The organism is Bradyrhizobium diversitatis (assembly GCF_016031635.1).
Taxonomy (GTDB): Bacteria; Pseudomonadota; Alphaproteobacteria; order Rhizobiales; family Xanthobacteraceae; genus Bradyrhizobium; species Bradyrhizobium diversitatis.
This window is the reverse complement of the sequence record NZ_JACEGD010000051.1, coordinates 1-24460: the sequence shown is the minus strand read 5'-3', so window position 1 is coordinate 24460 and position 24460 is coordinate 1. Positions and strand designations below refer to the sequence as shown.

Sequence of the window (24460 nt, the reverse complement as noted above, 5' to 3'; positions counted from 1 at the left end):
GCTCACTGCGAAGTGAGTAGAAGCCCGAACGAAGGCGGCCTATCAAAGGCCGCCTTCGCGCGTTTGCGGTACGTTTCAGATGGGCCCGCCCGGCGGAAAACCTTCCCTTGGACGGTTGGCTGGACGGACGAATGTACCGCGCCCCGTAAGACTACGGTGACCATCCGGCGATAAGATTCCCCTTCCCACGAGCAATGGTGTGCGGCGTTCGACATGACGACAATGACGGCTTCTCATCCGATTTCGCGCTGGTCCAATGCCCTCTGGACGGGAGCCATCGGCATCTGTGCGATCGTCGCCGTCATCCGCCCCGCGCACGCTGATCCCCGCGCCGTTGTTGAATTGTTTACCTCGCAGGGCTGCTCCTCCTGCCCGCCCGCCGACCAGATCATCGGCGATCTCTCGAAAGATCCGTCAATCATCGCGTTGAGCATGCCGATCGACTATTGGGACTATCTCGGCTGGAAAGACACGCTGGCGGACTCGCGCTTCTCTGCACGGCAGCGTGCCTATTCGCGCATGCGCGGCGACCGCGAGGTCTACACGCCGCAGGCCGTCGTCAACGGCTCCACGCATGTCATCGGCAGCGATCGCGCCGGCATCGAGAATGCGATCGGCAAGACCGACAAGGGCAGTGGCGTGATGAGCGTGCCGGTGACGATGTCACTCTCGGGTAAGCACATCAACGTCTCGGTGGCCGAAAGCAAGGAGCCCGCGGTCTCGCACGGCGAGGTCTGGATCTGCTCGATCGCCAAGTCGGTGCCGATCGCGATCACCCGCGGAGAGAATCGCGGACAGCAGGTCACCTATCACAACGTGGTACGCAACCTGCTCAAGGTCGGCGACTGGACCGGCCGTCCGGAAAGCTGGACGGTGCCGATCGAGAACCTCACGCGCGATGGCGTCGACGGCGCGGTGGTCTATGTCCAGGACGGCAGCCGGGAGAAGCCCGGCCCGATGCTGGGTGCGGCGTACACGTCGCTGCATTGATATTTTTCTAGCGTCGCACTCTGCTCTCGACCCTCATGGTGAGGAGCGCGCACTTGCGCGCGGCGGACGATGCTGCGCATCGCCGTGAGAACCGTGAAAGGCCCCGCGGATGCAGTTCGGCCTTCATCCTTCGAGACGCCGCGCGAAGAGCGCGGCCCTCAGGGGAGAGAGTCGTCGCCCGGATGTTCGGAGAGAGGCCGCGCCGGACACATCCCGACACAAACAAAAAAGGACCAACTTGCGTTGGCCCTCCTTGCCGTGCGCACAGACCCGATCCTGTTCGACCCCGGGGGGCTGGGGGCTGAGGAATCCGGAACCGAAAGGACCGGGTCAACGCACGGGACTCTATATCGCAGTGCAGGGCGGCGGGCGGTGGGCGGAAAAGCGGCGATACTATGATTCCTGCTAACGATCCCGTGACGGTTTGCCGCGACAAAGTTCCACCCCTGCGTGTGCCCCGACTCGCAGCCGATTCGGTGGGTTGAGCCCCTTGCGGCGCGGAACGGTTGGCGCAATCATGCAATTGTCATGAGCGCGGTTCCGGGGACGGTCTTCGCGGACGCGGTCGTGGCGTGCGATGAGGAGGCGCTTCCCATGAGCCTGATGTCGGAGGATGCCGATCCGAGCGAGCAGCGCGCGGCGGCGCGTCCCGCCGCTGCGAATGCGCAGCCGAACCGGGTGACGTTCAACCGGCTCGAGCTGCACCGGATTCTCAATCTCTACGGCCGCATGGTTGCGGACGGCGAATGGCGCGACTACGCCATCGACTTCCTGAAGGACCGCGCCGTGTTCTCGGTCTATCGCCGCGCCTCGGAAGTGCCGATCTATCGCATCGAGAAGGACCCGCGGCTCGCGCGCAAGCAGGGCATGTACAGCGTGATCTCGGCGACCGGGCTGATCCTGCGCCGCGGCCACGAGCTTGAGCGCGTGTTGCTGGTGATCGATCGGAAGCTGGCGGTGGTGTGACGACCATTAGCCGTCATTCCGGGGCGATGCGCAGCATCGAACCCGGAATCTATTGAGCGGCACAGAAGTTGGATGAATGGATTCCGGGCTCGCGGCTTCGTCGCGCCCCGGAATGACGAACGAGAAGGGGACGTCTGCCCTACTTCCCCGGCACCGTGCTTGCGCCCTCGCCGAGGTCGCGCTGCATCATCACCGTGTCCAGCCAGCGGCCGAATTTCAGCCCGACATTGGGATGCGTGCCGATCATCTTGAAGCCGCACCTGGCGTGCAGGCCGATCGATCCGGCGTTGGCGGAATCGCCGATCACCGCGATCATCTGGCGAAAGCCGCGCGCCTCGCATTCGGTGATCAGCCGTTCCAGCAGCAACGAGCCGACGCCGCGGCGGTGGAAGGAGGGATCGAGATAGATCGAGTTCTCCACCGTGAAGCGGTAGGCTGGCCGCGGCCGGTAGGCGCCGGCATAGGCGTAGCCGGCGACGCGGCGGTCGAGCATGGCGACGAAGTGGGGATAGCCGCCGTCGATCAGCGTGCGGTAGCGACGCGTCATCTCGGCGAGGTCGGGCGGCTCCAGCTCGAACGTCGCCGTGCCCTCGCGGACGGCCTGCTGGTAGATGGCGGTGACGGCGGCAAGGTCGGCCTCGGTGGTGGGCCTGATTTCGGGTGCGGACATGGCGCGGAGATTAGAGCGTTCGTGGGGGCGCTGGAAGGGGACTCGGCGCATGCACACTCGTCATTGCTAGCGTAATCTCGTCCGCCGTCATTCCCCGCGAAGGCGGGGAATCCAGTACGCCGCGGCCTCTCGGTCATCACGACGGCCTCTGGAATACTGGATCGCCCGCTTTCGCGGACGATGACATCGAGCGTGTGGCGAGCTCCGCCCACAAACAAAAACCCCGGCCTCTCGGCCGGGGGTCATGTCGTTCACTCAGGTCGTTGCGCTTACTCGCGCTGGCCGAGCAGCTGCAGCAGCAGCGTGAACAGGTTGATGAAGTTCAGGTACAGCGACAGCGCGCCGGTGATGGCCGCACGCTCTGCGATGTCACCGCCGGCCGAGGCGTAGCCGTAGATGTAGTCGTTCTTCAGCCGCTGCGTATCCCAGGCCGTGAGGCCCGAGAACACCAGCACGCCGACCACCGACACGATGAACTGCAGCATCGAGCTGGCCAGGAACAGGTTCACCAGGCTGGCGAGGACGACGCCGATCAGGCCCATGAACAGGAACGAGCCCATCCCGGTGAGGTCACGCTTGGTGGTGTAGCCGTACAGGCTCAGGGCACCGAAGGTCGCTGCGGTGATGAAGAACACCCGCACGATCGAGGTGTGCGTGAACACCAGGAAGATCGACGACAGCGAGATGCCCATCAGCGCCGAGAACACCCAGAACAGGATCTGGGCGGTCGAGGGGGCGAGACGGTTGATGCCCGCCGAGATCACGAACACCATCGCGAGCGGCGCCAGCATGAACAGCCACTTCAGGGGGCTGACGAACATGGCGTAGCCGAACGGCGTCAGGAACAGCTTGCCGACGCGGACCGCTTCCGGGGTCGCAACGTCGGTCACGGCGGCCATGTAGACGCCGAGGGCGGCCAGGCCAGTGATGGCCAGGCCAATGGTCATGTAGTTGTAGATGCGCAGCATGTAGGCGCGCAGGCCGGCATCGACCGTCGCGGCGTCAACACGCCCGGCGGCCCTGCCGAAAGGAGAAGCGTAGTTACGGTCTAGGTCCGACATGGTCGAAATCCCGCTGGTTGGCCGGTCCGGCATGAGGGTCGCCATGCCGCCGGTTCGTCAAATTCTATCTCGGATACCGATGCCAGCCGACTAAATTTTGGCTAACAATCGGGACTCCGAACCCATTCGATATGTGGGAAACTAACACATTCGCTGCAACCGTCCACGCGCGGCCGAATGTCGCCCTCACCCACAATCCAGACGAGCAGTCGTGGTTAATCGCAGGAATCGTGCGATTCCGCTCCCGTGTGGCGACCCGCTACATTTTGTCACAAATTCCGCAACACCGTCGCGGGCTTTTTGTTCAGTGCCAGCAGCGTGCCGGCAAGGCCGAGCCCGACGGTGACGACCAGCGCTGCCGCGACCACGCCGGCCGCGCTGCCGGCCTGCCAGACGAAGCTGAGCGTCATCAGCCGCGTCACGATCATCCAGGCCGCGATGCTGCCGGCGATCACGCCGAACACCGCGGTGGCAAGCCCGATCAGGAGGTACTCCAGCGCATAGGCGCCGAGCAGCCGCAGCCGCGTCGCGCCCAGGGTCTTCAGGATCACCGCATCGTAGACCCGGTGGCGGTGGCCGGCTGCGAGCGCCCCGCCCAGCACCAGGATCGCCGAGATCAGGGTGACGGCACTGGCGCCGCGGATCGCCAGCGCCAGGTTGGTCACCACCGAGCCGACCGTCTCCATCACCTCGCGCACGCGCACGCTCGTCACCATCGGATAGGCGTCGGCCACCTGCTTGATGATCTTGCCGTCGCCCGCGGCATTGCCGCCGGCCTCGGTCAGCGTTGCGATATGGGTATGTGGGGCACCCTTGAAGGCGTTCGGCGAGAAGACGAGGACGAAGTTGATGCCGAGCCCTTGCCAGTCGATGGTGCGCAGATTGCCGATTCTCGCCGGGATGTCGCGGCCGAGCACGTTGACCACGATCTCGTCGCCGAGCTTGAGGCCGAGTCCGTCGGCGATCTTCTTCTCCATCGAGACCAGCGGCGGCCCGGAATAATCGGCGCTCCACCATTCGCCCTCGACCACCTTGGAACCTTTCGGCAGATCGCCGGTGTAGGTCAGGCCGCGGTCGCTCTGCAGCACCCATTCGGAATCGGTGGTCGGCTTGAGTTCCTCGGCGCGGACGCCGCGCGCGGCGACGATGCGCCCGCGCAGCATCGGCACGTCCTCGACCTTCGCGCCGGGCGCGATCTGGCGCAGATAGAGGTCGAACTGCTCGGCCTGCGCGCTCGGAATGTCGATGAAGAAAAAGGATGGCGCCTGATCGGGCAGAGCTGCGAGGAACTGCCGGCGCAGATTGCCGTCGATCTGGGTGATGGTGACGAGCACGGCGAGCCCGAGCCCCAGCGACAGCACGACCGAGGGCGTCAGCGCGCCGGGCCGGTGGATGTTGGCGATCGCCAGGCGCAGCATCGGCAGCCGCGTCCGCGGCAGCCGCCGCGCGATTGTCATCAGCAGGGCGGCGATGCCGCGCAGCAGGGCGAACACGACGACCGAGGAGGCGACGAATACCGCGGCGATGCGCTTGTCGAAGGAGAGGCCGATCACGACCGCGATGAGCAGGGCGATCACGAGCCCCATGAACAGGAGATAGCCCAGGCGCGGCCGGTGCCATTCCGAGCTGATGGTGTCGCGGAACAGCGCCGCGACCGGCACGTCGTGCACGCGGCCAAGCGGCCACAGGCCGAAGGCCAGCGCGGTCAAGAGGCCGTAGACGAAGGACAGCGCGAGCTCGTCGGCATGCACGGCCGGCACCACCGGCAGCGGGAGCAGCTTGCCGAACAGGCCGACGATCGCAAACGGCATGGCGGCGCCGAGCACGAGGCCGATCACCGAGCCGATGCAAGCGAGCAGCATGACCTGGGCAAGATAGATGCCGAACACGTCGCGCCCGGTGGCGCCGACGGCCTTGAGGGCCGCGATCACCTCGAGCCGGCGGTCGATATGGCTCTTCACGGCATTGGCGACGCCGACGCCGCCGACGAGAAGGGCGGCGAGGCCGACCAGGGTCAGGAACTGCGTGAAGCGGCTGATGTTGCGCTCGAGCTGCGGCGAGGCATTGGAGCGGCTGCGGATCTCCCAGCCGGCCTGCGGCGCGGCGTTGCGGGCGCCCGCGATGAAGGCTTCGGTGGCGCGCTCGCTGTTCGCGGCATCGGGCAGCTTGACCCGGTAGACCCAGCGCACCAGGCTGCCGGGCTGGATCAGGCCGGTGGCGCGCAAGGCCGCCTCGCTGATCAGGAAGCGCGGCCCGAAGCCGATGCCGCCGGCGAGCTTGTCGGGCTCGGCCTCGACCGTCGAGCGGATCTGGAAGGTCGCCGAGCCGATGGTGACGCGGTCGCCGGTCCTCAGCGAGAGCCGCGCCAGCAGCGTCGGATCGGCGGCGGCGCCGAACGCGCCGTCACGCTCCGCGAGCAGGTCGGACATCGGCAGGGGCGGTGTCAGCGTCAGCTGGCCCAGCAACGGATAGGTGTCGTCGACCGCCTTCATCTCGACCAGCGCCAGCTTGCCGTCGGTCGTGCGCGCCATGCCGCGCAAGGTCGCCGCCGTCGACAGCGTGCCGCGCGAGCGCAGGAAGGCGACCTCTTCGGGCTTGGCCTCGCGCTGGAACAATACGAAGGAGACGTCGCCGCCGAGCAGCGTGCGGCCTTCGCGCGCGAGGCCGTCGGAGAGGCTCGCGGACACCGAGCCGACGCCGGCGATCGCCATCACGCCGAGCGCGATGCAGGCGATGAAGACATAGAAGCCGCGCAGGCCCCCGCGCAATTCGCGTAAGGCGTAGCGCAGCGACAGCGCGACGCCGCCCGGCCTCGCGAATGGTTCGACTGCCGCGCTCATGCCGGCGCAGACTGCGTGTCGATGCGCCCCGAGCGCAGGCGGATGACGCGATCGCAGCGATGCGCGAGCGAGGAATCGTGCGTGACCAGCACCAAGGTCATGCCGCGCTCGGCGTGCTTGCTGAATAGGAGATCGACGATCTGTTTTCCGGTTGTCTCGTCGAGATTGCCGGTCGGCTCGTCGGCGACGAGGATCGCGGGATCGGGCGCCAGCGCGCGCGCGAGCGCAACGCGCTGCTGTTCGCCGCCGGAGAGCTGCGTCGGATAGTGATGCAGGCGGTCGCCGAGCCCGACCGATTGCAGCTCCTGCGCCGCGCGCCGCGCGGCATCGGGATTGCCGGCAAGCTCGAGCGGCACGGCGACGTTCTCCAGCGCCGTCATGGTCGGAATCAGGTGGAAGGACTGGAAGACGATGCCGACCTGGCGGCCGCGGAAGCGGGCCAGCGCGTCCTCGTCGAGGGCATTGAAAGGCGTGCCTGACACCACCACCTCTCCGCTATCAGGACGCTCCAGCCCCGCCATCACCATCAGCAGCGTGGATTTGCCCGAGCCTGACGGGCCGATCAGGCCGATCGTCTCGCCCGAGGCGACCCGCAGGCTGATATCCTTGAGGATGTGAACGCGTGCCGCGCCCGTGCCTAATGAGAGATTGACGTTGGAGATGGCGATGGTGTCCGCGGCGGTAGCGGCGAGCGAAGAGGGGTCGATGCGAGTGTCCATGGTCCGGTCATATGGCAACTTCGATAGCGCGGTCGAGGGGCGTTACGGATTGTTCATGCACATAGCCGTGTTGATGTTCGCTTTGATGACGATCGCGCCCCCCGCCTGGGCGGAAGCCGCAAAGCCGATCAGGCTCGTCGTTCTCGGCGATTCCCTCAGCGCCGGTCTGGGCCTCCCGGCCCAGGAGGCGTTCCCCCAGAAGCTCAAAAAATCGTTGCAGGCCAAGGGTATAGACGTCGACATGATCAATGCCGGGGTGTCCGGCGACACCTCCTCCGGCGGTCGCGACCGGCTCGACTGGTCGGTGCCTGACGGAACCGATGGCGTCATCGTCGAGCTCGGCGCCAACGATGCGTTGCGCGGCATCGATCCCGACCTGACGCGCGCCGCGCTGACCGACATCATCCAGCGGCTCAAGGCGCGCAACATCGCGGTGATGCTCTGCGGCATGCTGGCGCCGCCGAATTACGGCGCCGACTATGCCGCGCGCTTCAATTCGATTTATCCGGATCTGGCGAAAAAATTCGACGTGCCGCTCTATCCGTTCTTTCTCGAAGGCGTTGCCGCCGACGCCAAGCTCAATCAGGCCGACGGCATTCATCCGACGGCTGAAGGCGTCGACATCATCGTCGGCAACATCATGCCCACCGTGGAGGCATTTCTTGGCACGATCGCTGAGCAGCGGCGTTGAAAAGCAGGCAGCGCTAACCCTAATTCCCAGGGTTTTACCGGAGTGAGGCGAGCGATGCTTCGCAGAGTCACACAACTGCGATAGGAATCAGGGTACCGGTGATTCGTCGCCGGCTCTAATTTGGATATGGTCCTTGCCTTGAGGGCTGTGCCCAAGCATCGGGAGTGCGAAACGATGCCGCGTTTGTTCACGGGTCTGGAAATTCCGGCCGAGATCGGCCAGTCGCTTTCCAACTTGAGGGGCGGCCTCCCCGGCGCCCGCTGGATCGATCCCGAAAATTATCACGTCACCTTGCGCTTCATCGGCGATATCGACGGCGCCTCCGCCAACGAGATCGCCTCCTTGCTGTTTCGCGTCGACCGCAAGCCGTTCGAGGTGAAGGTGCAGGGGCTCACGAGCTTCGGCGGCCGCAAGCCGCGCGCGGTGGTCGCCACCATCGCGCCGAGCAAGCCGCTGATGGAATTGCAGGCCGAGCTCGAACGCATGATGCAGCGGATCGGCCTCGATCCGGAGGGACGCAAGTTCATCCCGCACGTCACGCTGGCCCGCCTGCACGATGCCTCCGACCGCGACGTCGCCGACTATCTGTCGCTGCGCGGCTATTTTCCAAGCAAGGCGTTCATGGCGGAGCGCTTCGTGCTGTTCTCGTCGCGCGCATCGACGGGCGGCGGACCGTATGTGGTCGAGGACGCCTACGAGCTATGTGAGTAGGCCCAACTCGGTGGCATTGCCGCGGCAGCGCCGCGCCTGCTCGCCTGATGCCGGTCTTTGCGAAGTCCTCACCTTTGAACAGCAAGGGTTCGCCGCGGGTCATAGCCAGCGCATAAGAGAAGCAATCACCGTAGTTGAGCGACGCGGCGTGTCGTCCCTTTCCGTAGCGCCGCCAGGCCCGCCGCGCTGCATCGGCTTGCGCGGCATCGACGGCAACGATCTCCGCGCCCATCTTGACGAGCCAGAGATCGAACTCACGCCCGCCTGCTTCCCCAAGCCGCGTCTCGATCACCATCGTCGCTTCAATCACAGTCGCTGCAGAGATCAAACGGATCGGATCGTCTACAATCAAGCGTTCAATATCGCCTGCGTCGGCTTCGTTCAGAGCGATTGCCACGATCGCCGACGTATCGATCACCATCAGCGTGGCAATCCATGCTCGTCATATCCGAGAATTTCCTCCGGCGTGCGGTCGTCCACGACGCGCATTTCGCTCCAGCGCCGCCTGATTTCGGCCAGATCTTCGAGCAGCGCGTCCTTGCTCGTTTGAGCATTGAGCCGGCGCAATCGCTCCTCGATGGCGCGCCTCGTCGCGGTCGTGATGTTCTCGCCAGTCAATTGCGCCAGACTCCGCGCCAACTGCTCAGTTTCGGGGTCCTTGATGCTCAGCGCCATATCGCGGCTCCTTGGTTCCTGAATAGGTATATTCTACCTCGGAGCGCTGCAAGTTCCATTTGGACGACGGGACCCGCGCCCATATGGGGGTTTCTGCCGGAGAAGGGCGCGCATAAGCCGTTGCGACAATACGCGGTTGCAATTTCCGCCGGTCTCTGGCGGTAAAGGGCCATGCTCTCGACCCCCAGTTCCCCCTTCAGCGAAGCCTATCAGGCCCAGATCGCCGCCGGCGCGATCGAACCGGACGCTGCGCAGGCCGAGGTCGCCGAGGCCTATGCGGCGTTGGACCTGCGGCTTGCGAATTACAGCCCCAAGCGCAAGCAGGGCCTGCTCAGCCGCCTGTTCGGCGGTGGTGACAGGGACGATGTGCCGCGCGGGCTCTACATCCATGGCGAGGTCGGCCGCGGCAAGACCATGCTGATGGATATGTTCTTCCAGCACTCCGATGTCGAGCATAAGCGCCGCGCGCATTTCCACGAATTCATGGCCGACGTGCATGAGCGCATCTACGACTACCGCCAGAGCATCGCGCGCGGCGAGATCGCCGACGCCGACGTCATCGCGCTGACCGCGAACGCGATCTTCGAGGAGAGCTGGCTGCTCTGCTTCGACGAATTCCACGTCACCGACATCGCGGACGCGATGATCCTGGGGCGCCTGTTCGCGAAATTGTTCGAGCTCGGCACCGTCGTGGTCGCGACCTCGAACGTCGCGCCCGACGATCTCTACAAGGGCGGCCTGAACCGCTCGCTGTTCCTGCCCTTCATCAAGCAGATCACCGACCACATGGACGTCGCGCGGCTCGATGCGCGCACCGACTTCCGGCTGGAGAAACTCCAAGGCGTGCCGATGTGGCTGACGCCGGCCGACGGCGATGCCGACGCCGCGCTCGACCACGCCTGGGCCAAGATGACCGGCAACGCCAAATGCAAGTCGCGCGACATCACCATCAAGGGCCGTACCTTGCACGTGCCGTGCTCGGCCCACGGCGTGGCGCGGTTCACCTTCGCCGATCTCTGCGAGAAGCCGCTCGGCGCATCGGATTACCTCAGGCTGGCGCACGACTACCACACCATCCTGGTCGACCATATTCCAGTGATGGACGTCTCCCAGCGCAACGCCGCCAAGCGTTTCATCACGCTGATCGACACGCTCTATGACAATGCGGTGAAGCTGATGGCCTCGGCCGACGCCAACCCGATCTCGCTGTATCTCGCCCATGAGGGCGTTGAGGCCATGGAATTCAAGCGGACCGCCTCGCGTCTGATCGAGATGAGCTCGGAATCCTATCTGGCGCTGGCTCACGGCCGCAAGGATTCCACCGCCAGCGGGTCGACCAAGGGCCTGGTAGAGACTTAAGTCCTATCCCCGCCGTCGTTCCGGGGCGCGCGGAGCGCAAGCCCGGAATCCATACTCCCGGCGCGCTTGGCCCCTGGGCCATTCGCGCAAAGGGTAAGGGGTGCGCCATCTTCAATTTGCCGCGAATGCGGCAAGCCGCAAGCGCGGGCGTGGTTATGGATTCCGGGCTCGCGACTTCGTCGCGCCCCGGAATGACAGCTTCGGTGTGTTGGCCGGAATCTCGCCAAGCCCGACAATTGGGCATTGGGCGACTTGAACGGGGGAGGCGAAAGGGATAACCACCCGTCTCAGTTTTCCCCTCCTTACGTGTCTAAAGGACAGGTTCACATGGCGCGCGACAAGATTGCTTTGATTGGCTCCGGTCAGATCGGCGGAACGCTGGCTCATCTCATCGGCCTGAAAGAGCTGGGCGACGTGGTGATGTTCGACATCGCCGAGGGCGTGCCGCAGGGCAAGGCGCTCGACATCGCGCAGTCTTCGCCGGTCGACGGCTTCGACGCACACTACAGCGGCGCGAACTCCTACGAGGCGCTCGACAACGCCAAGGTCTGCATCGTGACCGCCGGCGTGCCGCGCAAGCCGGGCATGAGCCGCGACGACCTCCTCTCCATCAACCTCAAGGTCATGGAGCAGGTCGGCGCCGGCATCAAGAAGTACGCGCCCGACGCCTTCGTCATCTGCATCACCAACCCGCTCGACGCCATGGTCTGGGCGCTGCAGAAGGCCTCGGGCCTGCCGCACAAGAAGGTCGTCGGCATGGCCGGCGTGCTGGATTCGGCCCGCTTCCGCTACTTCCTGGCGGACGAGTTCAACGTCTCGGTCGAGGACGTCACCGCCTTCGTGCTCGGCGGCCATGGCGACACCATGGTGCCGCTGGTGAAGTACTCCACCGTCGCCGGCATCCCGCTGCCCGATCTCGTCAAGATGGGCTGGACCTCGCAGGCGCGCCTCGACGAGATCGTCGACCGCACCCGCAATGGCGGCGCCGAGATCGTCAACCTGCTCAAGACCGGCTCGGCCTTCTATGCCCCGGCCGCGTCCGCGATCGCGATGGCCGAGAGCTATCTGAAGGACAAGAAGCGTGTGCTGCCCTGCGCCGCCTATCTCAACGGCGAATACAGCGTGAAGGACATGTATGTCGGCGTCCCCGTCGTGATCGGGTCCAAGGGCGTCGAGCGCGTCGTCGAGATCGAGCTCGCCGGCAAGGACCGCGAGGCCTTCGACAAGTCGGTCGGCGCCGTGCAGGGCCTGGTCGATGCCTGCAAGAAGATCGCCCCCGATCTTCTCGGCCGCTAAGCCGCAAGCAATACCCCGCCGAAGATCGAAACCCGGTCTTCGGCGGTTTCACTTCCGGAGCCCGGCTCACTGACTTGTCGAAGGCCGGGCGGGTTCCGGCGCAGTCCAGATCTCGAAGTCAAAGAATCCAGGTTGCAGTTCCTGTGGTATATGGTATGCCAGCCACAAGACTGAGGTGGGCCCATGAGGTCACCGCCCGCGGGTTCAGGGAGCGACCATATGAATATCCATGAATATCAGGCCAAAGCGCTGCTGGGCGAGTTCGGCGTGCCGATCTCCAAGGGCGTCCCGGTCCTCAAAGCCGCCGACGCTGAAGCTGCGGCCAAGGCGTTGCCTGGCCCGGTCTGGGTGGTGAAGAGCCAGATCCATGCCGGCGGCCGCGGCAAGGGCAAGTTCAAGGAAGCCTCTGCCGGCGACAAGGGCGGTGTCCGCATCGCCAAGTCGACCGCCGAGGTCGCCGAATTCGCCAAGCAGATGCTGGGCGCGACGCTGGTGACCGTGCAGACCGGCCCGGCCGGCAAGCAGGTCAACCGCCTCTACGTCGAGGACGGCTCCGACATCGACAAGGAGTTCTATCTCTCGATCCTGGTCGACCGCGAGACATCGCGCGTCTCCTTCGTCGTGTCGACCGAGGGCGGCGTCAACATCGAGGACGTCGCGCACAACACGCCCGAGAAGATCGTGACCTTCTCGGTCGACCCCGCCACCGGCGTCATGGGCCATCACGGCCGCACCGTCGCCAACGCACTGAAGCTCTCCGGCGATCTCGCCAAGCAGGCCGAGAAGCTCACCGCGCAGCTCTACGCCGCCTTCGTCGCCAAGGACATGTCGATGCTGGAGATCAACCCGCTGGTGGTGACCAAGCAGGGCCAGCTCCGCGTGCTCGACGCCAAGGTGTCGTTCGACGACAACGCGCTGTTCCGTCACCCCGAGGTGCTCGCGCTGCGCGACGAGACCGAGGAAGACGCCAAGGAAATCGAGGCGTCGAAATACGACCTCAACTATGTCACGCTCGACGGCAATATCGGCTGCATGGTCAACGGCGCCGGTCTTGCCATGGCGACGATGGACATCATCAAGCTCTACGGCATGTCGCCGGCCAACTTCCTCGACGTCGGCGGCAGCGCCAGCAAGGAGAAGGTCGCGGCCGCCTTCAAGATCATCACCGCCGATCCCAACGTGAAGGGCATCCTGGTCAACATCTTCGGCGGCATCATGAAGTGCGACGTGATCGCCGAGGGCGTCACGGCGGCGGTTCGCGAAGTCGGCCTCAACGTGCCGCTGGTGGTTCGCCTCGAAGGCACCAATGTCGAGCTCGGCAAGAAGATCATCGAAGAATCCGGACTGAACGTCGTTGCGGGCGACAATCTCGACGATTCCGCGCAGAAGATCGTGAAGGCCGTCAAGGGAGGCTAAGGCCATGGCCCAGGACCATCTCGCCGCATCATCTCCGCTTCCCGAGCACGCGCGTCTCGCCGCGTTCGCCGGCGAATGGAATGGCGAAGAGGTGGTCTTCCCGTCGCGCTGGACGGAAGGCGGGCCGGCGACCTCTCGCGTCGTCGCCCGCATGGACCTCAACGGGTTCTACCTGATCCAGGACTCGGCTCAGATGCGCGACGGCAAGCAGGTCTTCGCCACTCACGGCATCTTCACCTACGATCCCGACGACCGGACCTACAAACTGTTCTGGTACGACTCGCTCGGCTACACGCCGCCCTCGCCCGCTTCGGGCGGCTGGGTCGGCAAGACCCTGACGCTGGTGCGCGGCTCGCTCCGCGGCAATGCGCGCCACGTCTACGAGATCATCGACGACGATTCCTATTCGTTGAAGATCCAGTTCTCGCCGGACGCGGAAGGCTGGGCCGACGTGCTCACCGGCGTCTACCGCCGCATCCACTGACCTCTCACTCTGTTAGTTTCGCGAAAGCAGACCTCATGTCCATCCTGATCGACAAGAACACCAAGGTCATCTGCCAGGGCTTCACCGGCAAGAACGGCACCTTCCATTCCGAGGCTGCGATCGCCTATGGCACCAAGATGGTCGGCGGCACTTCGCCCGGCAAAGGCGGCTCGACGCATCTGGGCCTGCCGGTGTTCGACACCGTGCGCGAGGCGCGAGAGAAGACCGGCGCCGACGCGTCGGTGATCTACGTGCCGCCGCCGGGCGCGGCGGACGCGATCTGCGAAGCCATCGACGCCGAGATCCCGCTGATCGTCTGCATCACCGAGGGCATTCCTGTTCTCGACATGGTGCGGGTGAAGCGTTCGCTGGCCGGCTCCAAGTCGCGCCTGATCGGGCCGAACTGCCCCGGCGTCATGACCGCCGGCGAGTGCAAGATCGGCATCATGCCGGCCAACATCTTCAAGACCGGCTCGGTGGGCATCGTCTCCCGCTCGGGCACGCTGACCTATGAGGCCGTGTTCCAGACCTCCCAGGAAGGCCTCGGCCAGACCACCGCGGTCGGCATCGGCGGCGACCCGGTCAAGGGCACCGAGTTCATCGACGTGCTGGAGATGCTCCTCGCCGACCCCAAGACCGAATCGATCATCATGATCGGCGAGATCGGCGGTTCCGCCGAGGAGGACGCCGCCCAGTTCCTTAAGGACGAGGCCAAGCACGGTCGCAAGAAGCCGATGGTCGGTTTCATCGCCGGCGTCACCGCCCCTCCCGGCCGCCGCATGGGGCATGCCGGCGCGATCATCTCGGGCGGCAAGGGCGATGCCGGTTCCAAGACCGAAGCGATGAAATCGGCTGGGATTACAGTGTCCCCGTCGCCCGCGCGCCTCGGCCATACGCTTGCCGAAAAATTGAAAGGCTAATTCACTCCTTCGTGCTTTTCCGGGCGAAGTTTCGCAGCAAATAGGGTAAAGGGTGCCTGTCGCGCCGAGCCTCTGCCGGGGAGCTCGGCGCCAGCGCCGTTTGTTATGCGCGAACCGAAATCGCCAGGAACTCCAGTATGTCTCGCCAGGACGCGAACGCAGCCTTTGCCTTGTCTTCCTTTTTGCAGGGCACCAACGCCACCTATATCGACGAAATCTACGCCCGCTACGAGAAGGACCCGTCCTCGGTCGATGCCGAGTGGCAGGAGTTCTTCAAGAGCCTGAAGGACCAGCCGGACGACGTCCGCAAGAATGCTCAAGGCCCGTCCTGGGAGCGCGCCAACTGGCCGCTGACGCCTCAAGACGATCTGACCTCGGCGCTCGACGGCAACTGGGCCGAAGTCGAGAAGACGGTCGGTGCCAAGATCGCTGCCAGGGCGCAGGCCAAGGGAGGCGACAAGGGCGCCGATATCTCCTCCGCCGATCTGCTCCAGGCCACGCGCGACTCCGTCCGCGCCCTGATGCTGATCCGCTCCTACCGCATGCGCGGCCATTTCCATGCCAAGCTCGACCCGCTGGGCATCGAAGCGCCGCGCAACCGCGAAGAGCTCGATCCGCGCACCTACGGCTTCACCGAGGCCGATTACGACCGCAAGATCTTCCTCGATCACGTGCTCGGCCTCGAATACGGCAGCTTGCGCGAGATCACCGCGATCTGCGAGCGCACCTACTGTCAGACGCTCGGCGTCGAGTTCATGCATATCAGCAATGCCGCGCAGAAGGCCTGGATCCAGGAGCGCATCGAGGGACCCGACAAGGAGATCTCGTTCACCCGCGAAGGCCGCAGAGCCATCCTGATGAAGCTGATCGAAGCCGAAGGCTTCGAGAAGTTTTGCGACACCAAGTTCACCGGCACCAAGCGCTTCGGCCTCGACGGCGGCGAATCGCTGATCCCGGCGCTGGAGCAGATCATCAAGCGCGGCGGCAATCTCGGCGTGAAGGAGATCGTGCTGGGCATGCCGCATCGCGGCCGCCTCAACGTGCTGACCCAGGTGATGGGCAAGGCACACCGCGCGCTGTTCCACGAATTCAAGGGCGGCTCGGCCAATCCCGACGCGGTCGAGGGCTCCGGCGACGTCAAATATCACCTCGGCGCCTCCTCGGACCGCGAGTTCGACGGCAACCGGATCCATCTGTCGCTGACCGCCAACCCCTCGCATCTTGAGATCGTCGATCCCGTCGTGCTCGGCAAGGTCCGTGCGAAGCAGGACCAGCACGGCGATCCGCCGGACATGCGCATCTCCGTCATGCCGCTCCTGATGCATGGCGACGCCGCGTTCGCCGGCCAGGGCGTGGTGGCGGAGTGCTTCGGCCTGTCGGACCTGAAGGGCTACCGCACCGGCGGCTCCGTGCACTTCATCGTCAACAACCAGATCGGCTTCACGACCTATCCGCGCTACTCGCGCTCCTCGCCCTATCCGTCCGATGTGGCGAAGATGATCGACGCGCCGATCTTCCACGTCAACGGCGACGACCCGGAAGCTGTCGTGTTCGCGGCCAAGGTCGCGACCGAATTCCGTCAGAAGTTCCACAAGCCCGTCGTCATCGACATGTGGTGCTATCGCCGCTACGGCCACAACGAGGGCGACGAGCCGGCCTTCACCCAGCCGGTCATGTACAAGCGGATCGCGGCCCATCCCTCGACCCTCACTCTCTACTCCAAGCGCCTGATTGCCGAAGGCGTGGTCACCGAGGGCGAGGTCGACAAGCTGAAGGCCGACTGGCGCTCGCGGCTCGATGCTGAGTTCGAGGCCGGCACCTCCTACAAGCCGAACAAGGCCGACTGGCTCGACGGCAAGTGGTCCGGCTTCAAGATCGCCGACCAGGAAGAGGACGCGCGGCGCGGCGTCACCGGCGTCGACATCGCCACGCTGAAGGATATCGGCCGCAAGATCACCAAGGTGCCGGACGGCTTCCGCGTTCACCGCACCATCCAGCGTTTCCTCGATAACCGCGCGAAGGCGATCGACACCGGCGCCGGCATCGACTGGGCGACCGGCGAGGCGCTGGCGTTCTGCTCGCTGCTCAACGAAAACCATCACGTCCGCCTGTCCGGACAGGATTCGGAGCGCGGCACCTTCTCGCAGCGCCACTCGGTCCTGATCGACCAGGAGGACGAGAGCCGCTACACGCCGTTCAACCATCTCGGTCACGAGCAGGGCCACTACGAGGTCATCAACTCGCTGCTGTCGGAAGAGGCCGTGCTCGGCTTCGAATACGGCTATTCGCTCGCCGAGCCGAACACGCTGACGCTCTGGGAAGCCCAGTTCGGCGACTTCGCCAACGGCGCGCAGGTCGTGTTCGACCAGTTCATCTCCTCGGGCGAGCGCAAATGGCTGCGCATGTCCGGTCTCGTCTGCCTGCTGCCGCACGGCTATGAGGGCCAGGGGCCGGAGCACTCCTCGGCGCGTCTCGAGCGTTACCTGCAGATGTGTGCGGAAGACAACATGCAGGTGGTCTACCCGACCACGCCGGCGAACTACTTCCACGCGCTGCGCCGCCAGCTCCACCGCGAGATCCGCAAGCCGCTGATCATGATGACGCCGAAGTCGCTGCTGCGGCACAAGCGGGCGGTGTCGCGTCTCGAAGAACTGGCGAAGGGAACGACCTTCCACCGCATCCTGTACGATGACGCCCAGATGCTGCCGAGCGAGGCGATCAAGCTCGTTCCGGACGAGAAGATCCGCCGCATCGTGCTCTGCTCCGGCAAGGTCTATTACGACCTCTACGAGGAGCGCGAGAAGCGCGGCATCGACGACATCTACCTGATGCGCATCGAGCAGCTCTATCCTGTGCCGCTGAAGGCGCTGGTCGCAGAGCTGTCGCGCTTCAAGAAGGCCGAAGTGGTGTGGTGCCAGGAAGAGCCCCGCAACATGGGTGCCTGGCACTTCATCGAGCCCTATCTGGAATGGGTGCTGAACCAGGTGAACGGCGTGAGCCGGCGTCCGCGTTATGTCGGCCGCGCCGCTTCCGCCGCGACCGCCACGGGTCTGATGTCCAAGCATCAGGCGCAGCTGAAGGCGTTCCTGGACGAAGCACTGAGCTAGGCAATTTCAAACTGAGTCATGCCCCGCGAAGGCGGGGCATCCAGTACTCCGCGGCATTCGTTCTGCTCATCGACGTCACGGCGTACTGGATCGCCCGCCTTCGCGGGCGATGACACATGAATTCAAGACCGCGATCTCCTTAAGGAAAAGACCATGACTGAAATTCGTGTGCCGACGCTCGGCGAATCCGTCACCGAGGCCACCATCGGCCGCTGGTTCAAGAAGGCCGGCGACCCGGTCGCCGTCGACGAGCCCTTGGTGGAGCTCGAGACCGACAAGGTCACCATCGAAGTCCCCGCGCCTTCCGCGGGCACGCTGAGCGAGATCATCGCCGCCGATGGCGCGACCGTCGCCGTCGGTGCGCTGCTCGGCCAGATCACCGAAGGTGCAGGTGCTGCCAAGCCCGCCGCCGCTCCCGCCAAGCCGGCCGCTGCTCCGGCTCCGGCCGCTGCGGCTCCGGTTGCTGCAGCCGCTGCGTCGAAGGCGCCGCCGGCCGATGCGCCGCTTGCCCCGTCCGTGCGCAAGCTGTCGGCCGAGACCGGCGTCGACGCCTCGACCGTTCCGGGCTCCGGCAAGGACGGCCGCGTCACCAAGGGCGACATGCTGGCTGCGATCGAGCGCGCCGCCTCCGCGCCGACCCCGGTCAACCAGCCCGCCGCCGCCGTGCAGGTTCGCGTGCCGTCGCCGGCCGATGACGCCGCCCGCGAGGAGCGCGTCAAGATGACCCGGCTGCGCCAGACCATCGCGCGCCGCCTCAAGGACGTGCAGAACACCGCGGCCATGCTCACGACCTTCAACGAGGTCGACATGACCAACGTCATGGCGCTGCGGGCCCACTACAAGGACGCGTTCGAGAAGAAGCACGGCGCCAAGCTCGGCTTCATGGGCTTCTTTACCAAGGCCGTCGTGCAGGCGCTGAAGGACATCCCGGCGGTCAACGCCGAGATCGACGGCAGCGACCTGATCTACAAGAACTACTACCACATCGGCGTCGCCGTCGGCACCGACAAGGGCCTGGTCGTGCCCGTGGTGCGCGACTGCGACCACAAGTCGATCTCCGACATCGAGAAGAGCATCGCCGATTTCGGCCGCCGCGCCCGCGACGGCCAGCTCAAGATCGACGAGATGCAGGGCGGCACCTTCACCATCACCAATGGCGGCATCTACGGCTCGCTGATGTCGACCCCGATCCTGAACGCGCCGCAGTCCGGCATTCTCGGCATGCACAAGATCCAGGAGCGGCCGATGGTTGTCGGCGGCAAGATCGAGGTCCGCCCGATGATGTACCTGGCGTTGTCCTACGATCACCGAGTCATCGACGGCAAGGAGGCCGTCACCTTCCTGGTTCGCGTCAAGGAGAGCCTGGAAGATCCGGCGCGCCTGGTGCTCGATCTCTGATCCCTGTCGCTTTGCGAGCGCCGTCGCGATCAGCGCGGCGGCGCGTGTCGAACCATGGAGGTGCGCATGACAGATAAGGTCGTTGTCATCACCGGCGGCAGCCGCGGCATCGGGCGGGCGACCGCGATCGCGGCGGCCGCGCGCGGCTATCGCGTCGTGGTCGGCTATGCCAGCAACAAGAAGGCCGCCGACGAGGTGGTCGCGCAGATCGAGGCCGCCAACGGCAAGGCCATCGCGGTGAAATGCGATGTCGCCGAGGAAAGCGACATCCTCGCCCTGTTCGAGGAAGCTGACAAGCTGGGCACGCTTGGCGCGCTCGTCAACAACGGCGGCATTGTCGGCAAGAGCGGCGTGCGGGTCGACGAGATGTCGGCCGAGCGCATCCAGCGTGTGATGGCGGTCAACGTCACCGGCTCCATCCTCTGCGCGCGCGAAGCCATCAAGCGGATGTCGACCAGGCATGGCGGCGAGGGCGGCGTCATCGTCAACCTCTCGTCCGTTGCTGCCAGGCTCGGCGCCCCCAACACTTATGTCGACTACGCCGCCTCCAAGGGCGCGGTGGATTCCTTCACCGTCGGCCTCGGCTACGAGGTCGCGGGCGAAGGCATCCGCGTCGCCGCGATCCGTCCCGGCCTGATCGACACCGAGATCCACGCTGCCGGCGGCGAGCCCGACCGCGCCCATCGTCTGGCCCACATGGTGCCGATGAAGCGCGTCGGCACCGCCGATGAAATCGCCAACGCCATCGTCTGGCTGCTGTCGGACGAGGCCTCCTACGTCACCTCAGCCATTCTCGATGTGTCCGGCGGTCGCTGACGCTCCGGCGGACGCTGACACATCCTCATCACGCCTAACCTCACGGGACTTTCTCTCATGGCTACCTACGATCTCGTCGTCATCGGCACCGGACCGGGCGGTTACGTCTGCGCGGTGCGCGCAGCCCAGCTCGGCATGAAAGTCGCCGTGGTCGAAAAGAACGCCACGCTCGGCGGCACCTGCCTCAATGTCGGCTGCATGCCGTCGAAGGCGCTGCTGCACGCCTCCGAGATGTTCGAGGAAGCCGGCCATTCCTTCGCGAAGATGGGCGTGTCGGTCTCGTCGCCGAAGCTCGATCTGCCGGCGATGATGAACTTCAAGCAGCATGGCATCGACGGCAACGTCAAGGGCGTCGAGTTCCTGATGAAGAAGAACAAGATCGACGTGCTCAAGGGCACCGGCAAGATCCTCGGCACCGGCAAGGTCGAGGTCTCCGCCGACGGCAAGTCGCAAGTCATCGAAACCAAGAACATCGTCATCGCTACCGGCTCCGACATCGCGCGCCTCAAGGGCATCGAGATCGACGAGAAGCGCATCGTGTCGTCCACCGGCGCGCTGTCGCTGGACAAGGTCCCCGGCAAGCTCCTGATCGTCGGCGCCGGCGTGATCGGCCTCGAACTCGGCTCGGTCTGGCACCGCCTCGGCGCCGACGTCGTCGTGGTCGAATTCCTCGATCGCATCCTGCCCGGCATGGACGGCGAGATCGCCAAGCAATTCCAGCGTATCCTCGAGAAGCAGGGCTTTGCGTTCAAGCTGGGGGCCAAGGTCACCGCGGTCGACACTTCGGGCAAGACGCTGAAGGCGACGATCGAGCCCGCCGCCGGCGGCGCTGCCGAGACGCTGGAAGCCGACGTTGTGCTCGTCTGCATCGGCCGCGTGCCCTACACCGACGGTCTCGGTCTGAAGGAAGCCGGCGTCGCGCTCGACCCGCGCGGCCGCGTGCAGATCGATCCGCATTTCGCCACCAGCCTGAAGGGCGTCTACGCCATCGGCGACGTCGTCGCCGGCCCGATGCTCGCGCACAAGGCCGAGGATGAAGGCGTTGCCGTCGCGGAGATCATCGCCGGCCAAGCCGGTCACGTGAACTACGATGTCATCCCGGGCGTCGTGTATACCACGCCGGAAGTGTCCTCCGTCGGCAAGACCGAGGAGGAGCTGAAGCAGGCGGGCATCGGTTACACCGTCGGAAAGTTTCCGTTCACCGCCAATGGCCGCTCCAAGGTCAACCAGACCACTGACGGTTTTGTGAAGGTTCTCGCAGATGCGAAGACCGATCGCGTGCTCGGCGTGCACATCATCGGCCGCGAAGCCGGCGAAATGATCCATGAAGCCTGCGTTCTCATGGAATTCGGCGGCAGTGCGGAGGATCTCGCGCGCACCTGCCACGCCCATCCGACCCGCTCGGAGGCCGTCAAGGAAGCCGCGCTTGCGGTCGGCAAGCGGGCCATCCATATGTAGGCCCGCGCCCCAGCATCGAATCGGGCGGGAAACATATGCTGCGCCGCCTCCTTCAACCGGTCTGGGTCCTGCTTGCGATCATCTTCCTGATCGAAGCCTGGTTGTGGGACCATCTCGAGCCGATCGTTGCCAAGGTCGTCGCAGCCATCCCGCTCGCGCGGTTCAAGCATTGGCTGACGGAGCGCGTCAATGCGCTGTCGCCCGCCATGACGCTGATCGTGTTCGCGGTTCCCATCGTCCCGCTGTTTCCGCTCAAGCTGGTCGGCCTCTGGCTGCTCGCACACGAATACTGGACCAGCGCGGTCTTCATGATCGTGTTCGCAAAGCTGGTCGGCGTCGGCGTCACCGCCTTCGTGTTCGACGTGACGCGCCACAAGCTGCTGGAGATGCACTGGTTCGAGCGGATCTACGATCTGGTGCTGAAGGTGCGCGCCAAGGCCGCCGAACTGGTCGATCCGATCAAGCGCCGCATCCGCGAGCTGATCGCCGGCAACGGCGAGGGCTGGTCCTCCCGCACGCTGCGCCTGATCCAGCGCTTCCGCAGGAGCGTGCACCAGGCGCGGTGAGCTGCGCGTTGCATACACACGGTCATCGCCAGAAATTCGGTGTCATTGCCCGCGAAGGCGGGCAATCCAGTATTCCAGAGACGTCAATGATTGAACCGAGAAGCCGCGGCGTACTGGATGCCCCGGTCAAGCCGGGGCATGACACCGTTCTTGTGGCTTCAGAGGCGTGCGCGGCAGCGCCCCCTCAATGCAAGTGCAAGAGATGCGGCCACCACAGGCCGAGCGCGGTCATGATCAAGCCGGCGATCGTCAGCACGCCGCTGACATAGGCCAGCGCGAGCATGCCGGTGATGATGGTGGCCGAGGCCAGTACGATTCCGATCTGGAACGCCGCCGAGGCCAGCTCGAAATGGTGGTATTTCGCGGTCGCCTCGTCGCGCGCATGCTCGGCGTGCTTGGCCTTCTCCGCGAGCTGCTCGGTGCCTTCGCCGGTCTCGGGCTCGGAGCGGTAGCGCTGTGCGGTCTTGGTCCAGTCGTCGATCTGCTTCTGCACCGCCGCCTTCATGGCGGCGTCGTCGGCCAGCGAACCCAGCGTCAGCTTGCCCTGCTCGGCCGCAGTGATCACCACGGTGCGGCGGATGCTCTTGGCCTGGAAGAACGCCCAGAGATTGGCGGCCTCGACGTTTTTGCTGATCGATTCGGTCTGGGCGCCCTTGCCGAGCGTCTCCGAGATTGCCAGGAACAGCGCCAGCACCGCGATCAGAAGCGCGATCTTCTTGTTCGAGCCGGACGCGTGTTCGGCGTGCTCGGCGTGCTCCATGCTTTCGTGTGCGCCCATTATATCTCTCCTGCTCGGTTCCCACGATTTGACCGAACCGTGGGCGCTGCGCAAGAGGCACGCGAGCTATGACGAGAGTGTGTCAGCGCCGCGGATGCGCGCTCGCATAGACTTCCAGCAGCCGCTCCGAATCGATGCCGGTATAGACCTGCGTCGTCGAGAGCGAGGAATGGCCGAGCAATTCCTGGATGGCGCGCAGGTCGCCGCCGCGCGAGAGCAGGTGCGTGGCGAAGGAGTGCCGGAGCGCGTGCGGCGTGGCGCTGTCGGGCAGGCCGAGCGCACCGCGCAGCCGCTCCATCGCGAGCTGGATGATGCGCGGGCTCAAGGGCCCGCCGCGCGCGCCGACGAAGATCGGTCCCTCCGCGGGTAGCGGATACGGGCACATCGAAACGTATTCCTGCACCAGCTCCAGCACGTTTTGCAGCACCGGCACCATGCGCGTCTTGTTGCCTTTGCCTGTCACGACCAGCACGTCGCCTTCGCCGGGACGCGGCACCTCGCGGCGCTTCAGGCCAAGCGCTTCGGAGATGCGCAGGCCCGAGCCATACAGCAGCGCCATCACCGCAGCGTCGCGCGCCAGGATCCAGGTCTCGCGGTCCTCGCCGGCGCGCTCGTCGGCGTCGGCCAGGCGTTTTGCGGAGGCCATCGGCAGCGGTTTCGGCAGGCTCTTCGCAACTTTTGGCGCGCGGATTGCGGACAATGCACCGACCTTGCCCTTGCCCTCGCGCTCGAGGAAGCGACCGAACGAGCGCAGGCCCGCCAGCGCGCGCATCAGGCTGCGGCCGGCAATGTCGTCGGCCCTGCGCATCGCCATGAAGGCGCGGATGTCGGTGGCCTCCAGCGCCGCGAAGCGCGCCAGCGTGACACGCTCGCCCCAATGATTGCTGAGGAAATCCAGGCACTGCCGCAAGTCGCGGCCATAGGCCTCCAGCGTCTTCGGCGACAGCCGCCGTTCGGCGCCGAGATGCGACAGCCAGCGTGCCATCTCCTGCGCGATCGAGGGATCGGCGCTGGCGAGCTCGAGTCTTGGGGCGGCCGCTTTGCTCATGCGCTCTGGACGTGGTGATTCCACTCAGTATATCGCATCACACTCGTTTATCGTTCGCTAAGGCCGGCCCGCGGCGCTAGCCTGAAGTCCCCGAGTTCCGATTCTCCACCCATGGATCACACACCGCGCAGCCCCGCCTCCGCCCACGCGACCGGCATGGTCGACGTGCTGGTGCCGGTCGCGCTCGACCAGACCTATTCCTACAAGATGCCGCGCGGGATGGAGCTGAAGGCGGGCGATCTCATCAGTGTGCCGCTCGGCCCGCGCGAGGTGCTCGCCGTGGTGTGGGGCGAGAATGCCAATCCCGATCCGCGCCTGCACAATCGCCTCAAGGAGGTCAGCGAGAAGCTCGATATCCCGCCGCTGAAGCCCGAGCTGCGTTCGGTGGTCGACTGGGTCGCCAATTACACGCTGAGCCCGCGCGGCATGGTGCTGCGCATGTGCCTGCGCATGGGCGAGAATCTCGGCCCGGAGCGGGTGCGCGCCGGCGT

Annotated in this window: 22 protein-coding genes and 1 pseudogene; 15 read left to right on the top strand and 8 right to left on the bottom strand. The window is 65.3% G+C overall.

Annotation, left to right across the window (positions count from 1 at the left end; genetic code table 11):
• The first annotated feature begins 213 nt into the window (after positions 1 to 213).
• On the top strand, positions 214 to 990 hold the full coding sequence (locus H1B27_RS35725) for a DUF1223 domain-containing protein (protein ID WP_061880185.1): 777 nt from the start codon (positions 214 to 216) through the stop codon (positions 988 to 990).
• Positions 991 to 1584: 594 nt separating this feature from the next.
• The gene (locus H1B27_RS35720; RefSeq protein ID WP_028177741.1) at positions 1585 to 1956 is read left to right on the top strand and encodes a DUF2794 domain-containing protein; all 372 of its coding nucleotides are present in this window, start codon (positions 1585 to 1587) and stop codon (positions 1954 to 1956) included.
• 139 nt (positions 1957 to 2095) lie between these two features.
• Here H1B27_RS35720 and H1B27_RS35715 read toward each other — a convergent pair whose 3' ends face one another.
• From H1B27_RS35715 to H1B27_RS35700, 4 genes are all read right to left on the bottom strand, one after another.
• Complete coding sequence (locus tag H1B27_RS35715; protein ID WP_197969270.1) at positions 2096 to 2626, bottom strand: GNAT family N-acetyltransferase; 531 nt, start codon at positions 2624 to 2626, stop codon at positions 2096 to 2098.
• A 269-nt stretch (positions 2627 to 2895) separates the two neighbouring features.
• On the bottom strand, positions 2896 to 3687 hold the full coding sequence (locus tag H1B27_RS35710; RefSeq protein WP_061880287.1) for a Bax inhibitor-1/YccA family protein: 792 nt from the start codon (positions 3685 to 3687) through the stop codon (positions 2896 to 2898).
• 269 nt (positions 3688 to 3956) lie between these two features.
• The gene (locus H1B27_RS35705) at positions 3957 to 6527 is read right to left on the bottom strand and encodes an ABC transporter permease (RefSeq protein WP_197969269.1); all 2571 of its coding nucleotides are present in this window, start codon (positions 6525 to 6527) and stop codon (positions 3957 to 3959) included.
• On the bottom strand, positions 6524 to 7246 hold the full coding sequence (locus tag H1B27_RS35700; RefSeq protein WP_194390809.1) for an ABC transporter ATP-binding protein: 723 nt from the start codon (positions 7244 to 7246) through the stop codon (positions 6524 to 6526). Before H1B27_RS35700 ends, H1B27_RS35705 begins: the two co-directional genes overlap by 4 nt.
• Before the next feature lie 55 nt (positions 7247 to 7301).
• On the opposite strand from H1B27_RS35700, the gene H1B27_RS35695 reads away from it, so the two are divergent.
• Both H1B27_RS35695 and thpR read left to right on the top strand, forming a co-directional pair.
• Complete coding sequence (locus tag H1B27_RS35695) at positions 7302 to 7937, top strand: arylesterase (RefSeq protein WP_197969276.1); 636 nt, start codon at positions 7302 to 7304, stop codon at positions 7935 to 7937.
• A gap of 174 nt (positions 7938 to 8111) precedes the next feature.
• Positions 8112 to 8648 (top strand): RNA 2',3'-cyclic phosphodiesterase, encoded by a 537-nt coding sequence (gene thpR, locus H1B27_RS35690; protein ID WP_061880189.1) that lies wholly within the window; start codon positions 8112 to 8114, stop codon positions 8646 to 8648.
• Positions 8649 to 8685: 37 nt separating this feature from the next.
• Here thpR and H1B27_RS35685 read toward each other — a convergent pair.
• Positions 8686 to 9069: pseudogene (locus H1B27_RS35685) on the bottom strand (type II toxin-antitoxin system VapC family toxin); the annotation flags it as partial.
• Entirely contained in the window at positions 9069 to 9323 is a 255-nt protein-coding gene (locus H1B27_RS35680) for a type II toxin-antitoxin system VapB family antitoxin (protein ID WP_061880191.1), read from the bottom strand. The gene H1B27_RS35680 and the pseudogene H1B27_RS35685, both read right to left, overlap by 1 nt.
• A gap of 171 nt (positions 9324 to 9494) precedes the next feature.
• On the opposite strand from H1B27_RS35680, the gene zapE reads away from it, so the two are divergent.
• The 10 genes from zapE to H1B27_RS35630 all read left to right on the top strand — a co-directional run bounded on the left by zapE (position 9495) and on the right by H1B27_RS35630 (position 22143).
• Positions 9495 to 10682 (top strand): cell division protein ZapE, encoded by a 1188-nt coding sequence (gene zapE, locus H1B27_RS35675; RefSeq protein ID WP_197969267.1) that lies wholly within the window; start codon positions 9495 to 9497, stop codon positions 10680 to 10682.
• 327 nt (positions 10683 to 11009) lie between these two features.
• Positions 11010 to 11978 carry a malate dehydrogenase gene (gene mdh / locus H1B27_RS35670; protein ID WP_028177733.1) on the top strand — a complete coding sequence of 323 codons (969 nt, stop codon included), beginning with the start codon at positions 11010 to 11012 and terminating at the stop codon, positions 11976 to 11978.
• Between the two features lie 219 nt (positions 11979 to 12197).
• Positions 12198 to 13394, top strand: coding sequence for an ADP-forming succinate--CoA ligase subunit beta (sucC, locus tag H1B27_RS35665; RefSeq protein ID WP_197969266.1), 1197 nt, complete (start codon positions 12198 to 12200; stop codon positions 13392 to 13394).
• 4 nt (positions 13395 to 13398) lie between these two features.
• Positions 13399 to 13878 (top strand): DUF1579 domain-containing protein, encoded by a 480-nt coding sequence (locus H1B27_RS35660; protein WP_197969265.1) that lies wholly within the window; start codon positions 13399 to 13401, stop codon positions 13876 to 13878.
• A gap of 35 nt (positions 13879 to 13913) precedes the next feature.
• The gene (sucD, locus tag H1B27_RS35655; protein WP_197969264.1) at positions 13914 to 14798 is read left to right on the top strand and encodes a succinate--CoA ligase subunit alpha; all 885 of its coding nucleotides are present in this window, start codon (positions 13914 to 13916) and stop codon (positions 14796 to 14798) included.
• A gap of 137 nt (positions 14799 to 14935) precedes the next feature.
• The gene (locus H1B27_RS35650; protein ID WP_197969263.1) at positions 14936 to 17905 is read left to right on the top strand and encodes a 2-oxoglutarate dehydrogenase E1 component; all 2970 of its coding nucleotides are present in this window, start codon (positions 14936 to 14938) and stop codon (positions 17903 to 17905) included.
• A gap of 153 nt (positions 17906 to 18058) precedes the next feature.
• Complete coding sequence (gene odhB, locus H1B27_RS35645; protein WP_061880196.1) at positions 18059 to 19303, top strand: 2-oxoglutarate dehydrogenase complex dihydrolipoyllysine-residue succinyltransferase; 1245 nt, start codon at positions 18059 to 18061, stop codon at positions 19301 to 19303.
• A gap of 66 nt (positions 19304 to 19369) precedes the next feature.
• Positions 19370 to 20119, top strand: coding sequence for an SDR family oxidoreductase (locus tag H1B27_RS35640; RefSeq protein ID WP_197969262.1), 750 nt, complete (start codon positions 19370 to 19372; stop codon positions 20117 to 20119).
• 57 nt (positions 20120 to 20176) lie between these two features.
• On the top strand, positions 20177 to 21577 hold the full coding sequence (lpdA, locus tag H1B27_RS35635) for a dihydrolipoyl dehydrogenase (protein WP_197969261.1): 1401 nt from the start codon (positions 20177 to 20179) through the stop codon (positions 21575 to 21577).
• Positions 21578 to 21612: 35 nt separating this feature from the next.
• Positions 21613 to 22143 (top strand): hypothetical protein, encoded by a 531-nt coding sequence (locus tag H1B27_RS35630; RefSeq protein WP_197969260.1) that lies wholly within the window; start codon positions 21613 to 21615, stop codon positions 22141 to 22143.
• 184 nt (positions 22144 to 22327) lie between these two features.
• Here the strand turns inward: H1B27_RS35630 and H1B27_RS35625 are convergent, their stop codons facing one another.
• The gene (locus H1B27_RS35625) at positions 22328 to 22921 is read right to left on the bottom strand and encodes a DUF4337 domain-containing protein (RefSeq protein ID WP_197969259.1); all 594 of its coding nucleotides are present in this window, start codon (positions 22919 to 22921) and stop codon (positions 22328 to 22330) included.
• Between the two features lie 82 nt (positions 22922 to 23003).
• Positions 23004 to 23969: a tyrosine recombinase XerC gene (locus H1B27_RS35620; protein WP_197969258.1), complete on the bottom strand. Its 966-nt coding sequence runs from the start codon at positions 23967 to 23969 to the stop codon at positions 23004 to 23006.
• Positions 23970 to 24080: 111 nt separating this feature from the next.
• Between H1B27_RS35620 and H1B27_RS35615 the strand changes: the two genes are divergently transcribed.
• Positions 24081 to 24460 (top strand): primosomal protein N' family DNA-binding protein (locus tag H1B27_RS35615; protein ID WP_446479876.1); only part of this gene is annotated, 380 nt, incomplete at its 3' end.